The 12,630-nt window shown below is 70.8% G+C and carries 12 protein-coding genes and 1 riboswitch; of the genes, 4 read left to right on the plus strand and 8 right to left on the minus strand.

All coding sequences use genetic code 11. The features are described from left to right. Positions 1–72: 72 nt before the first annotated feature. Positions 73–795, minus strand: a complete 723-nt coding sequence (locus AB0J39_RS33235; RefSeq protein ID WP_363472012.1) for a GH25 family lysozyme — start codon at positions 793–795, stop codon at positions 73–75. 12 nt (positions 796–807) lie between these two features. Then, a riboswitch (cyclic di-AMP (ydaO/yuaA leader) is annotated at positions 808–951 on the minus strand. A gap of 328 nt (positions 952–1,279) precedes the next feature. Between AB0J39_RS33235 and uppS the strand changes: the two genes are divergently transcribed. Both uppS and AB0J39_RS33245 read left to right on the plus strand, forming a co-directional pair. Further along, positions 1,280–1,984: a polyprenyl diphosphate synthase gene (uppS, locus tag AB0J39_RS33240; protein ID WP_363472032.1), complete on the plus strand. Its 705-nt coding sequence runs from the start codon at positions 1,280–1,282 to the stop codon at positions 1,982–1,984. Next, on the plus strand, positions 1,981–3,426 hold the full coding sequence (locus AB0J39_RS33245; protein WP_363472014.1) for an oxygenase MpaB family protein: 1,446 nt from the start codon (positions 1,981–1,983) through the stop codon (positions 3,424–3,426). The genes uppS and AB0J39_RS33245 overlap by 4 nt, the downstream gene beginning before the upstream one ends. 12 nt (positions 3,427–3,438) lie before the next feature. Here AB0J39_RS33245 and AB0J39_RS33250 read toward each other — a convergent pair whose 3' ends face one another. From AB0J39_RS33250 to AB0J39_RS33280, 7 genes are all read right to left on the minus strand, one after another. Further along, positions 3,439–4,623 (minus strand): acyl-CoA dehydrogenase family protein, encoded by a 1,185-nt coding sequence (locus tag AB0J39_RS33250; RefSeq protein ID WP_363472016.1) that lies wholly within the window; start codon positions 4,621–4,623, stop codon positions 3,439–3,441. Between the two features lie 8 nt (positions 4,624–4,631). Beyond that, positions 4,632–5,654, minus strand: coding sequence for a 4-hydroxy-2-oxovalerate aldolase (gene dmpG, locus AB0J39_RS33255; protein ID WP_363472017.1), 1,023 nt, complete (start codon positions 5,652–5,654; stop codon positions 4,632–4,634). 12 nt (positions 5,655–5,666) lie between these two features. After that, entirely contained in the window at positions 5,667–6,605 is a 939-nt protein-coding gene (locus AB0J39_RS33260) for an acetaldehyde dehydrogenase (acetylating) (protein WP_363472019.1), read from the minus strand. A gap of 19 nt (positions 6,606–6,624) precedes the next feature. Then, entirely contained in the window at positions 6,625–7,413 is a 789-nt protein-coding gene (locus tag AB0J39_RS33265) for a 2-keto-4-pentenoate hydratase (protein ID WP_363472021.1), read from the minus strand. A gap of 103 nt (positions 7,414–7,516) precedes the next feature. Further along, a complete protein-coding gene (locus tag AB0J39_RS33270) occupies positions 7,517–8,551 on the minus strand; it encodes a ferredoxin--NADP reductase (protein WP_363472023.1) in 1,035 nt (344 codons plus the stop codon). Positions 8,552–8,564: 13 nt separating this feature from the next. After that, on the minus strand, positions 8,565–10,277 hold the full coding sequence (locus AB0J39_RS33275) for an FAD-binding protein (protein ID WP_363472025.1): 1,713 nt from the start codon (positions 10,275–10,277) through the stop codon (positions 8,565–8,567). Next, positions 10,274–11,140 (minus strand): alpha/beta fold hydrolase, encoded by an 867-nt coding sequence (locus AB0J39_RS33280; RefSeq protein WP_363472027.1) that lies wholly within the window; start codon positions 11,138–11,140, stop codon positions 10,274–10,276. The genes AB0J39_RS33275 and AB0J39_RS33280 overlap by 4 nt, the downstream gene beginning before the upstream one ends. Positions 11,141–11,368: 228 nt before the next feature. On the opposite strand from AB0J39_RS33280, the gene AB0J39_RS33285 reads away from it, so the two are divergent. Both AB0J39_RS33285 and AB0J39_RS33290 read left to right on the plus strand, forming a co-directional pair. Continuing rightward, positions 11,369–11,944, plus strand: coding sequence for a flavin reductase family protein (locus tag AB0J39_RS33285; RefSeq protein ID WP_363472029.1), 576 nt, complete (start codon positions 11,369–11,371; stop codon positions 11,942–11,944). 306 nt (positions 11,945–12,250) lie between these two features. Next, positions 12,251–12,630 (plus strand): hypothetical protein (locus AB0J39_RS33290; protein WP_363472031.1); only part of this gene is annotated, 380 nt, incomplete at its 3' end.

The raw sequence follows: 12,630 nt of genomic DNA on the forward strand, positions 1-12,630 counted from the left end.
GCGGTGGTCTGAGCCGGAACGGCCCCCGGGGCGGGCGTCCCGCCCCGGGGGCCGTGCGGCTGGGTCGTGCGGCTACTGGCGGCCGAGCGCGCGCAACTGGGCGGGCGTCAGCGCGGAGACGTTCTGGTCGATGGGCGAGTCGGTGTACTGGTGGATCGCCCAGGCCTTCCAGTCGGCGGGCGGCGTGATGTCGCCCGGAGCCTTGCTGTAGTGGGCCACCCAGAGCGGGTAGTCGCCGAGGCCGCGGCCGTACTTGTCGGCGAAGTTCCAGCCGCTGTAGAACATCGGCTTCGTCCCGGTCTTGGCCGTCACGTACTCCAGCCAGGCCTTGGCCCACTCGTTGACGTGCTCGACCGACTGGCCGTCGCTGGTCTCCAGGTCGAGCACCAGGATGTCGCCGGGCTTGCCCGGCTGCGAGCTCACCACGTCGAGGAAGTGGTCGGCCTCGGCGATGGGGTCGTTCTTGGGATGACCGTAGTGGTAGACGCCGCGGACGATGCCCTTCTTGTCCAGCTCACGCCAGTGCCGGGGGAAGGACGAGTCGACCCAGGACGTGCCCTCGGTCGCCTTGATGAAGCCGAACTGCGCGCGGCTGTTCATCCAGTCGTGGTCGGCCTCGTAGCCGGAGACGTCCTGGCCGTACGTGTGCGGGTTGGCGTAGGCCGGGCCGGGCAGGGCGACGGCCGCCGTGACGCCGGCCGTGGCGGCCGAGACCGCGAGGGTCGCCGCCGCGAGGGCGGAGCGCAGGCGCCGGCCGGAGGGCCGGCGACCGAGGGAGAGGCGATGGGTGGACATGTCGGGGCAGACTCCTTGCTTCCATGCCGCCTACCGGGTTAGCTGACGGGTTCGGGCAGGAAGTGCCCTACGGGCGCATCTGGGGCTGCTCCCGATTCACCCCGAAGAGAAGTGGGTCCCCGGCTCCGCTGATCGCGGATTCGGCGGCCGCACGGTCACGGGACCGCGCGGACCGGGCAACGACACGGCAAGGGATGCGGCGCCGGAGGCGGGTCGCTACCCCAGACCGTGTGCTCTAAAGGTACACACACCACCAGATTGGTGTAAACGGGACAAAACACGTCTTTACCTGCGGCGACAGGCGAGGTAAGGATCACCGATACTGACGGTTAGTATTCCTCGCATCACGGATTGTGAAAGAGTCCGTCTCCGGAGAGATCACTCTCCTCCCTCCCCCGAACCAGGGCCGGGGACGGCGGCGAACGATGGAAGTGACCATGTACTCCTTCTCGAGGCGGGCGATGTGAGAGGCGTGCCTCATCACGTGGCGTGCGTAATGGACGGGAACGGCCGGTGGGCCGCGCAGCGGTCGCTGTCCCGCATCGAGGGGCATCGGGCGGCGGAGGCCGCCGTGATCGATGTCATCGAGGCGGCCCACACCGCCGGCGTCGGGTGGTTGAGCCTGTACGCCTTCTCCACGGAGAACTGGCGGCGCCCGGCCGCCGAGGTCGACGACCTGCTCCGGCTGGTTCGCCGCGCCATCCGCAAACACGCCCTGTCTTTGCACACACGCGGAATCCGCTGCCGGTTCCTCGGCGTCGCCGATCCGCGGATCCCGCCCGCGCTGGCCCGTGACATCGCCGATCTGACGGCGCTGACCCGCGACAACCGGCGGATGACGTTGACGGTGGCGTTCGACCACGGCGGCCGCCGCGACATCGTCGAGGCCGCCCGATCGCTGATCCGCGACGGGGTGCCGCCCGAGCAGGTCACCGAGGAGAGCTTCGCCCGCCGTCTGCCCCACCCCGACATGCCGGAGGTGGACCTGGTCATCCGCACCTCCGGAGAACAGCGGATATCCAACTTCATGCTGTGGCAGGTGGCCTACGCCGAATGGGTCTTCCCCCGGGTGCTGTGGCCGGACTTCCGCGCCGGGCACTTCTGGGAGTGCCTGGAGACCTACCGGCGGCGCGACCGCCGGTTCGGCGGGGTACGGGAACCGGCCCTGACAGGAAAGGAATGTCGATGAGCGACGCCGCACCCGCCGGAGCCGACGCCGATCCGCTCGGCCCGGGGTCGATGCTCCACCGGTTGACCCGCCAGACGCGCTGGGGGCTGGTGGCGACCCGGGCCATCGTCCTGGAGGCCGCGCACCCGCAGATCGGCGCCGCGCTGATCGCCAACTCGACCTTCGTCGCGCACCCGTGGCGGCGCCTGCGCAACACCGTGCTCAGCGCGCAGCGGATGGTCGACCCCGACATCCGGGTGCGCCAGCGGGAGGCGGCCCGGCTCAACCGCCTGCACGCGCGCATCACCGGCACCGACGCCGAGAACCGCCCGTTCAACGCCGCCGATCCCGAGGCACGCGCCTGGGTGGTGGCGACGCTGTTCGAGTCCGCGGTCACCATTGGCCGGCTGAGCGGCGAGTCCCTCGACGGCCCCGCCCTCGACCGGCTGTACGCCGAGTTCCAGGCGTTCCTCGCACTGATGGACCCCTACGGCGGCAAGCTTCCGCCCACGGTGCGGGAGTTCTGGCGCTACTACTCGACCGTCGTCGAGGAGCGGCTGGAGAACACCGAAGCGGTCCACGTCGTCCTCGACCGCCTGTTCGCGCAGGTGCCCGCGCCCCCTCTGCTCCGCGACCGGCCCGCCGTGTGGGCGGCGGGCAGGGCGATCGCCGGGCCGACGGCCAGCGCGATCATCGTGGCGACGCTGCCCGAGTCGCTCCGCGCACGGCTGGGGCTCGCCGAGGTCCCCGGCACGCGCACGCTGATGCACGCCACCTGCCTGTCCACGAGTCTCGCGACGCGACTGCTGCCGGAGTCGTGGACACGGCTCGACACGGTCATGACCATGCTCGACCCGGGTTACGCGCCGCAGCGGGGCGGCGAGGCGCTGGCGGGGCTACGCCGTGGCGTGGCGAAAGCCGGGGCGCTCCTGCGCCTCCTCACGCCCGGTCGGGAGACGTCGGCCGCCGGCGACTCGGCGGTGCGCTCCGCCTCACGGTTCTTCTCCGAGGTCCTCGACCAGACCGGCGACGGCCACCTCCGCTGGCCCGACCTCGCGGCGATGGCGCGGGAGATCGCCACCCGCCTGGACCTGGACACCCAGGACGAGGACCGCCTGTTCGCCGCCTTCGCCGCGTGGTGGCGTGAACTGCAGAAGGAGCTCGACACCGACGGCGACGGACGTATCACCGGCGACGAGTACGCCGCGGCGGCGGCCACCATGGCCGGCTCCGCCCTCATCAGGATCGCCGAGGTCCTGTTCGACGTCACGGACACGGACGACGACCAGGTCATCGACGCCCGGGAGTGCCGCGCTCTCTTCCGGACCGCCTTCGATCAGGACCCGGGCGACGGCGACGCCGGCGAGCGACTGACCCGGGGCGAGTTCGTCCGCCGGTTCCTGGACTTCATGGCCGGCCGCCGGCACTCCGGGGTCTACGACCAGCTGTTCGCCCAGTCCTGAAAGCGGCACTCCTCAGATCATCGAGCGCATCGGGCCGTGCGGCGGCTCGATGCCGAGTTGCGTCAGCGCGGCGACGTGGAAGACCGAGCCGGGCACGTGGATCGCGTGGGCCAGGCCGACGTGCGCGTCCCGCCAGAAGCGCTGGATCGGGTTGTCCACCCGCATCGCGTTGCCGCCCGACCGCGCCACGATCTCGTCCATCGCCCGCACCGCGCGCCAGGCCGCCTGGACCTGGGTGCGGCGGCCCACGGCCCGCTCGTCGAAGGTCACCTCGCGGCCGGAGGCCACGATGTCGTACATCCGCGAGGCGTTGTCGAGCAGCGCCGAGCGCGCCGCCGCGATCTCGGCCGCCGCCTCGCTGATCGCGTACAGGACGTACGGGTCGTCCTTGATCCTGGTGCCGGTGATCTGCACGCGGCTCCGCTGGTACGCCATGTGGTGCGTGAGCGCGCCCTCGGCGATGCCGACGACCGCGGCGGTGATCCCGAGCGGGAACACCGCGGAGAACGGCATGTGGTAGAGCGGGTCGGTCAGCCCGGCCTCCCTGGCCTGGCTGCCGTCCACGACCTTGTTGTACGGGATCGTCCGGTAGCCGGGGACGAACGTGTCCGTGACGATGATGTCCTTGCTGCCGGTGCCGCGCAGGCCGACGACGTTCCAGGAGTCCTCGACGATCTCGTAGTCCGACCGCGGCAGGATGAGGTGCAGCGAGGTCGGCGGCTGGGCCATCCTGCCCTCGGCGTCGCCGAGCAGGCCGCCGAGGAAGATCCAGTGGCAGTGGTCGGTGCCCGAGGAGAACTGCCAGCTACCGTTGAAGACGTAGCCGCCGTCGACGGGCCGGGCGATGCCCATCGGCGCGTACGGTGAGGCGATCCACGTGTCCTGGTTCTCGCCCCAGATCTCCTGCTGGACCCGCGGGTCGGCGAAGGCCATCTCCCACGGGTGCACGCCCACGACTCCCGCGACCCAGCCGGTCGAGCCGTCGAGGCTCGCCAGCATCATGATCGTCTCGGCGTAGTCGCGGGGGTGGAACTCGAAGCCGCCGTGGATCTTCGGCTGGAGCATGCGGATGACCCCCGCTTCGCGCAGCACCTTGGCGGCCTGGTCGTCCAGCCGACACAGGGTCTCGTTGGAGGGGCCGAGGGCGCTGATCTCCTCGGCGCGCTGGCTGATCGCTTCGAGTACCGGGTTGGCCATGGCTGTTCTCACTTCTTCGCCGCGAGGGCGACTGCGATTTCGATGAGCTGGTCTTCCTGACCGCCGATCAGCTTGCGACGCCCGGCCTCCATGAGGATCTCGGCGCCGGACACGCCGTACGTCCTCGCCTGACGGTCGGCGTGCTTGAGGAAGCTGGAGTAGACCCCGGCGTAGCCCATGGTCAGGGTCAGCCGGTCGAGCAGGCACTCGCCGTCCATGATCGGGCGGACCACGTCCTCGGCGGCGTCGATGATCTTGAGGGTGTCGATGCCCGTGCGGATGCCGAGCTTGTCGGTAACGGCGGCGAAGGCCTCCAGCGGCGTGTTGCCCGCCCCGGCGCCGAACCGCCGCACCGAGCCGTCGATCTGCTTGGCCCCGGCCCGTACGGCGAGGATCGAGTTGGCCACCCCGAGCCCGAGGTTCTCGTGGCCGTGGAAGCCCACCTGGGCGTCGTCCCCCAGCTCGGCCACGAGCGCGGCGACGCGGTCGCTCGTCTGCTCCATGATCAGCGCCCCGGCCGAGTCGACGACGTAGACGCACTGGCAGCCGGCGTCGGCCATGATCCTGGCCTGGCTGGCCAGGACCTCCGGCGGCTGACTGTGCGACATCATCAGGAAGCCGACCGTCTCCAGGCCGAGCTCCCTGGCCAGGCCGAAGTGCTGGACCGATACGTCGGCCTCGGTGCAGTGGGTGGCGATCCTGCAGATGCTCGCGCCGTTGTCGGCGGCCTCGCGGATGTCGTCCTTGAGACCGACGCCGGGCAGCATCAGGAACGCGATCTTCGCCCGCCTGGCCGTGGCGACCGCGACCTTGATGAGCTCCTGCTCCGGCGTGTGGCTGAACCCGTAGTTGAACGACGAGCCGCCGAGGCCGTCGCCGTGCGTCACCTCGATGACCGGCACGCCCGCGTCGTCCAGCGCGGCGACGATGGACCGTACGTGCTCGACGGTGAACCGGTGCTGCTTGGCGTGCGAGCCGTCCCGCAGGCACGAGTCGGTGACCCTGATGTCGAGGTCGGCGCTGTAGGGCATGGGTCGGTCTCCTTACGAGTGGATGCGCTGCGCGAAGCCCTCGCCGACCCTGGTGGCGGCGGCCGTCATGATGTCGAGGTTGCCGGAGTAGGGCGGCAGGAAGTCGCCCGCGCCCTCGACCTCGACGAACACGGCGACGCGAGCGAGCCCGCCGCTGACCGCCGTCGGGTCGTCGAACTGTGACTCGTGGAATTGGGGCTCATGGAATTGGGGCTCATGGAATTGGGGCTCGGTCCGCAGCCGGTAGCCGGGCACGTACGACGCGACGCCGGCGGCGACCTCCCTGATCGAGGCCGCGATCGCGTCCCGGTCGGCGTCGACGGGGATCGAGCAGAAGATCGTGTCCTGCATGAGCATCGGCGGCTCGGCCGGGTTCAGGATGATGATGGCCTTGCCCCGCTCGGCGCCGCCGATCGTCTCGATGCCGCGCGCGGTCGTCCTGGTGAACTCGTCGATGTTGGCGCGGGTGCCGGGACCGGCCGACGGGGAGGCCACGCTGGCCACGATCTCCGCGTACGCCACCTCGGTGACCCGCGAGACCGCGTGCACGATCGGGATCGTCGCCTGGCCGCCGCAGGTGATCAGGCTGACGTTGGGGGCGTCGAGATGGGCGCCGAGGTTGACCGCGGGCACCACCGCCGGGCCGATCGCGGCCGGGGTCAGGTCGACGGCCCGGATGCCCAGCTCGCGGTACTTCGGCGCGTTCTCCCTGTGCACGTACGCCGAGGTCGCCTCGAAGACGATGTCGGGCCGCTCGTCCCGGCCGAGGAGCCAGTCCACGCCGTCGGCCGAGGTGATCAGACCATGGTCGGCGGCCCGCTTGAGGCCCGGGCTGCCGGGGTCCACGCCGATCATCCAGCGTGGCTCGATGTGCGCCGAGCGCAGCAGCTTGTACATCAGGTCGGTCCCGATGTTGCCCGAGCCGACGATCGCGGCGGTCGCCTTACTCATGGAAGTCCTCTTATCCGGATTATTCGAAGCGAGCGGTGACGGAGCCGAGCCCGGCGAACTCGGCGCGGAAGACGTCGCCGGGACGCACGTCGACGGCCCTGGTGCAGGACCCGGGGAGGACGACGTGCCCGGCCTCGAGCTTGACCCCGAACGAGGCGACCTTCCTGGCCAGCCAGGCCACGGCCGTGGTGGGGTTCCCGAGCACGGCGCTGGTGTTGCCCCGGGTGATCTCGTTGCCGTCGCCGTCGTGGAGCACTGCCTCGATGTCGGTCAGGTCCATCTCCTCGGGGCTCACCCGCGCGTCGCCAAGGAGCACCCCGGCCGAGGACGCGTTGTCCGCGATCGTGTCGGCCAGGCGGATTCGCCAGTCCGTGATGCGGCTGTCGATCAGCTCGATGCTCGGCACGACGTACTCGGTCGCGGCGAGCACGTCCTCCTCGGTGCAGCCCTCGCCGGGCAGGCTCGCCCCGAGCACGTACCCGATCTCGACCTCGACCCGGGGGTAGCAGTAGCGCGCGGCCTCGATCGGCTCGTCCTGCGCCAGCACCATGTCGTCGAGCAGGTGGCCGTAGTCGGGCTCGTCCACGCCCATCATCCGCTGCATGACCGGGGAGGACAGGCCCACCTTGTGCCCGTACACCCGGGCCCCGGCCGCCAGCCGCCGCCGGATGTTGGCGAGCTGGATCTCGTAGGCGTCCACCACGTCGATGCCCGGATAGGCGTCGGTCAGCGGCTCGATCGGCGAGCGGTCCCGCTCGGCCGCCCGCAGCCGCCCGGCCGCCTCCGCCCGCAGCGCCTCGTCCAGCATCGGGGTCCTCCTCGTGTCCTGCTTGATGCTCAAAGGGTCGCGTCACGGCCGCCGCCGCGCCCGCGCGTCTCCCGGTGAGTGGGAGCGAAGCCTCTCCGTGCGGTCAGGCGTCGTAGGTGACCTTGAGCCGGTCGCTGAGCGGGAGCGCCCGGCAGCCCAGGATGAGGCCGTCCGCGAGGTCCTGCCGGTCGAGCACCGTGTTGTGCTCCAGCTCGACCTCGCCCTCCAGCAGCACGCACGCGCACGCGCCGCACGAGCCCTCCCGGCAGGAGTACGGCGCGTCGAGGCCTGCCTGGAGCAGCACGTCGAGCAGCTTGTGGCCGCGCGGCCAGGTGAGGGTCCTCGTCTCGCCGTCGAGCTCGACCTCGACGGTGCTGACGGGACCCGCCGCGTCGAGCACCACCTCGGTCTCCGCGAACGGGTCGCCGGCCAGCGACTCGAACCTCTCCACGTGGACACGCCCGGGCGGCGCGCCGTGCCGGGTCAGCACGTCGACGGCGAGGTCCATGAACGGCCCGGGCCCGCAGACGAACGCCTCCCGACCGGCGTACGGCCGGGTCAGGGCGGCCAGGCCCGCCGCGGTGGGCAGGCCCTGCACGGACTCCAGCCAGTGGATCACCGTCAGCCGCTCGCCGTGCCCGGCGGCCAGCGCGACCAGCTCGTCGCGGAAGATCACCGAGCTCTCGTCGCGGTTGGCGTACACGAGCACGACCGAGCCGGTCCCGGCGCGCAGGCACGACTTGAGGATCGACATCACCGGGGTGACGCCGCTGCCGCCCGCCAGCAGCAGCAGGTCCTCGTCCAGCGACGCGGGGGTGAACAGCCCCGACGGCCGCAGCACCTCCAGCACGTCGCCCTCGGTGACGTGGTCGCAGATCCAGTTCGAGCCGTAGCCGCCCCGGGTGCGCTTCACCGTCACCTTGAGCTTGTCGTCGCACAGCGGCGAACTGCTCAGCGAGTAGCAGCGGGCGGCGCCCTCCGGCCGGGTGGTCGGCACCCGGATCGTCAGGAACTGCCCCGGCTTGTACGAGAACTTGGACGGGTCCCCCTCCGCGGGCTCGAGGACCAGCGAGTGGGCGTCGGCGGTCTCCTTGACCACCTCGACCACCCGGACCCTGAGCGCTCCCCCCTGTGTCATCTCCCCCACCGCGTCACGCCGTGTTCGTGGTGCCGGTCGTGCCGGTCGTGATGGTCGTGCTGGTCGTGCTGGTCGCGCGTGCCCGCAGGGCGGCGTACCGCGCGGCGATGTAGCCGAAGACGATGGACGGGCCGATCGTGGCCCCCGGCCCGGCGTACTCGTTGCCCATCACCGACGCCGAGGTGTTGCCGGTCGCGTACAGGCCGTCGATGGCGGCGCCGCCCGCCCGCAGCACCCGGCTGTGCTCGTCGCACACCAGGCCGCCCTTGGTGCCGAGGTCGCCGACCTCGATCCGGAACGCGTAGTAGGGCGCCCTGTCGATCACGTCGAGGTTGGGGTTCTTCAGTGTCGGGTCGCCGTAGTAGCGGTCGTAGGCGCTGTCGCCGCGGCCGAAGTCCTCGTCCTTGCCCACCCGGGCGAACCCGTTGAAGCGCTCGACGGTCTCGGTCAGCGCGCCCGCCGGGACGCCGATCTCGCCCGCCAGCTCGGTGAGGGTGTCCGCCCGGGCCGCGATGCCATGGTCGTAGAACTCCCGCGGGATCGGCATGCCCGGCGGGATCTGCGCGAAGGGGTAGCGCGCCCGGGCCTTGGCGTCCATCACGAACCAGGCCGGGAGGTGGCCGCCGGCCAGCTGGTCGTGCACGAAGTTCACGTACGGCGCGGACTCGTTGGTGAACCGCCGGCCGTCCCGCGAGACGATGACCGACGGCGGGATGCACCGCTCGGACACCAGCGGGATCGTCGCCCCGGCCGGATGCCGTACGGCCGGCATCCACCAGGCGTCGTCCATCAGGTCGAGTGCGGCGCCGACGCGCTCGCCGGCGAGGATGCCGTCGCCGGTGTTCTCCCTGGCGCCCATGCCGAAGTCGGGCCGGGCGCCCTCGGGCAGGTACCTCTCCCGCAACTGCGTGTTGTGGTCGAAGCCGCCGGTCGCCAGCAGCACGCCGTACCGGCCGCGGACGCGGATCGCCTCGCCCTCGCGCCGGGCCACGATGCCGGTGACCGCGCCGCTGGCGTCGGTGACGAGGCCGGTCATCGGCGTCTTCAGCCAGAGCGGGATTCCGGCGTCCTTGAGCGCCATGCGCAGCCGGGCGACGAGCGCGCGTCCGCCGGTGGCCATGTGCCGGCGGCGGATCACGTTGGACGACACCCGCCAGGCCGCGACGACCGAGGCCCGGCGGCCGCGCCAGGTGCGCTTGACCATGGCCAGGTCGTGGTAGTCCTTGGCGGTGATCCACAGGCCGAGCGGGCCCTTCATGTTGTTCGGCCGCTGGTACTTCTCGTCCTCGCCCAGCTTGCGGGTGTCGAACGGCAGCGCCTCGATCGAGCGGCCGAGCGGCCGGCCGCCCTCGTACTCGGGGTGGTAGTCGGCGTAGCCCTTCACCCAGAAGAACCGCATCCACCTGCTCTTCCCGAGCAGCTCCATCGCGGCCGGGCCGTTGTCGACGTACGCGTCGAGCCGGGCGGCCGGGACGCGGCCCTCGGTCAGCAGGTCGAGGTAGCGCCGGATCGACTCGCGGCTGTCGTCGTGTCCCTCGGCCCGCAGGGTCGGGTTGTTGGGGATCCAGATCCCGCCGCCGGAGATGCCGGTGCTGCCGCCGAACTTGCCGCCCTTCTCGACCACCACGCACGACAGCCCGCTGTCGTGCGCGGTCAGCGCGGCGGCCATGCCTCCGCCGCCGCTGCCGACGATGACGAGGTCGAACTCCTCATCCCACGTGGTCACCGCTCGTCCTTCCGGGTGAGGAAGGCCAGCACGACACTCTCCCAGGCGGCTTTCTGCTCGATCATCACCCAGTGGCCGCAGTTGGGGAAGACGTGCACCTCGACGTCGGGGACCGTACGCATCGGCAGGAGCGCCATGTCGACGGGGCTGACCCGGTCGTCGCGGCCCCACGTGATGAGCGTCCTGGCCTTCAGCTTGTGCAACATCGCCCAGTACGGCGGGACGTCCGACTTCGCGGCGGCCTTCTGACCGGCGGCGAAGGCGGCCTTGCCGTACATGCGGCGCGCGGCGGCCAGCGTCTCCGGCTCGGTGGCGAGGGCCCAGCGCTCCTCGACGAGCTCCTCGGTGACGAGGGCCGGGTCGAACACCATGGAGTGCAGCCACTGGACGAGCCGCTCGCGGGTCGGCTCCTCGGTGAACTCCATCAGGAGCTTGATGCCCTCGCCCGGCGAGGGGCTGAAGATGTTGCGGCCGATGCCGCCGATGGTCACGAGGCGGCGGATCCGGTCGGGGTGGGCGAGCGCCACCTGGGTGCCCACGATCCCGCCCATCGAGTTGCCGATCACGTCGGCCTGCTGGAGTCCGAGCCCGTCCAGGAATCGGGTCACCGCGCCGTTCGCGGCCGTCATCGGGTGCCGGCCGGTCGGGTCGCTGACCCCGAATCCGGGAAACTCCAGCACCAGGCAGCGGAAGTGCTCGGCGAACGTCGCCAGGTTGCCGCGGTAGTTGCGCCATCCGGTCACCCCGGGCCCCGAACCGTGCAGGAGCAGCAGCGGCGGGCCCTGTCCGGCCTCGTGGTAGCGCAGCACGCCCTGGTCGGTCACGAGTTCCCGCATGGTCGACTCGTAGGTCAGCTCCGTCATCGTCCGTCCCGAATCGCAGTGTCGGATCCCGTGACGCTAACTGGACAGACGACGCGAACAGGGCGATCATCCCGATGAGCGAGACCGGGACGGGCAGGCCCGGTGACCTGCCCGGACCACGCCCCTCTCGTACGCGCCTTCCATTGACCGGGATCCCCTTGCGAGCCACCCATAAGGGGGTTTGTAAGTTCGTCACCTGAGGCACCGACACGCACGCGAGGTGAGTCCATGACCGCTGCACCGGCCGGCCCCGAGTTCAGCACCGAGGTGGCGCCGCCCACGCCCGCCGAGTTCCGGCGTGCGCTGGGCATGTTCGCGAGCGGCGTGACCGTGGTGACGGGCCTCGACGACGGCGAACCGGTGGGCTTCGCCTGCCAGTCGTTCGCGTCGGTCTCCCTCGAACCGCCGATGGTCCTGTTCTGCGCCGACCACAAGGGCCGCGCCTGGCCGCGGATCAGGAGGTCGGGTCGCTTCTGTGTGAACGTCCTCGGCGAGGACCAGATCGACCTCTGCGGCCGGTTCGGCTCCAGCAAGGGCGCCAAGTTCGCCGGGCTCGACTGGGACCTGTCGCGATGGGGCACCCCGTCCCTGCGAGGAGTGCTGCTGCGCGTCCACGGCGAGGTGCGCGACGTGCACGTCACCGGCGACCACGACGTCGTCATCGGCCATGTCCACGAGCTCGAACCCGTCGTCACCGAGCAGCGCCCGATGCTGTTCTTCCGCGGCCGGTTCGGAGTCGACCAGGACGACCCGGCCGCCGCTATCGGTCCCAACCTGTGGGGCTGGGGCGACCACTGGGGCTGATCCTCTCCCCCAGAGCCAATCCGCACGCCCGCGGCCACGGTCTGTGCCGGAGTCCGTTGCCAGAGTCCCTTGCCAGAGTCCCTTGTCGGAGTCCGCGCCTGCGCGAAGCGGACAGCCGCTCTCGACATGCGGTGGCCGGTGCGCCGGCGACAGCGCCGTGGTGCTGCGCCGCGTCCCCCGACCGGCTCTGAAATTCGCTCTTCCCTCTCACCTGTAACCCCAGCTAATCGTGCCGTCCGCTTGCTCGACGGTCCGTGACTGCGGGAGAATTCATACAGACTTTCGAATTGTACGGAGGGGGGCGCGGTGAAACCATCTGCGATTGATGCCGAACACCCTCCTGGTTCGAAAGCCTCTGAATCGGATTGGCGTGACCGGCTGACCGCCAGCTCTCCCCTCTGGACCTCCACCTCGGACAAGGACACGGACGCCCCCGGCGACGACCCATCTGACGGCCCCTGCGGCGGTCTCGGTGACGCCAGTGATCAGGCGTCGGACGGTGCCCGGCGTCGCCCGTCGTGGGTGTTGGTTGGTGCTGTTCGTGAGTCGGCGCAGGCGTTGGCATTGGCGGCGGTTCCGGATGATGTGGATATCTGCCTGGCCGAGGCCGAGGAGTTGTTGTTCGCGCGGGATCGGATCACGTGTGCTCTTGCTGATCGGGTGGGGCGGGTGCATCGGGCGGGGCA

The organism is Microbispora sp. NPDC049633, from assembly GCF_040675265.1.
In the GTDB taxonomy this organism is placed as follows: domain Bacteria; phylum Actinomycetota; class Actinomycetes; order Streptosporangiales; family Streptosporangiaceae; genus Microbispora; species Microbispora maris.

What these genes read in the sequence shown, in the direction of transcription:
- AB0J39_RS33235 (WP_363472012.1), bottom strand. Translation starts at nt 795, where the DNA reads ATGTCCACCCATCGCCTCTCCCTCGGTCGCCGGCCCTCCGGCCGGCGC.
- AB0J39_RS33245 (WP_363472014.1), top strand. Translation starts at nt 1,981, where the DNA reads ATGAGCGACGCCGCACCCGCCGGAGCCGACGCCGATCCGCTCGGCCCG.
- AB0J39_RS33250 (WP_363472016.1), bottom strand. Translation starts at nt 4,623, where the DNA reads ATGGCCAACCCGGTACTCGAAGCGATCAGCCAGCGCGCCGAGGAGATC.
- dmpG (WP_363472017.1), bottom strand. Translation starts at nt 5,654, where the DNA reads ATGCCCTACAGCGCCGACCTCGACATCAGGGTCACCGACTCGTGCCTG.
- AB0J39_RS33260 (WP_363472019.1), bottom strand. Translation starts at nt 6,605, where the DNA reads ATGAGTAAGGCGACCGCCGCGATCGTCGGCTCGGGCAACATCGGGACC.
- AB0J39_RS33265 (WP_363472021.1), bottom strand. Translation starts at nt 7,413, where the DNA reads ATGCTGGACGAGGCGCTGCGGGCGGAGGCGGCCGGGCGGCTGCGGGCG.
- AB0J39_RS33270 (WP_363472023.1), bottom strand. Translation starts at nt 8,551, where the DNA reads ATGACACAGGGGGGAGCGCTCAGGGTCCGGGTGGTCGAGGTGGTCAAG.
- AB0J39_RS33280 (WP_363472027.1), bottom strand. Translation starts at nt 11,140, where the DNA reads ATGACGGAGCTGACCTACGAGTCGACCATGCGGGAACTCGTGACCGAC.
- AB0J39_RS33285 (WP_363472029.1), top strand. Translation starts at nt 11,369, where the DNA reads ATGACCGCTGCACCGGCCGGCCCCGAGTTCAGCACCGAGGTGGCGCCG.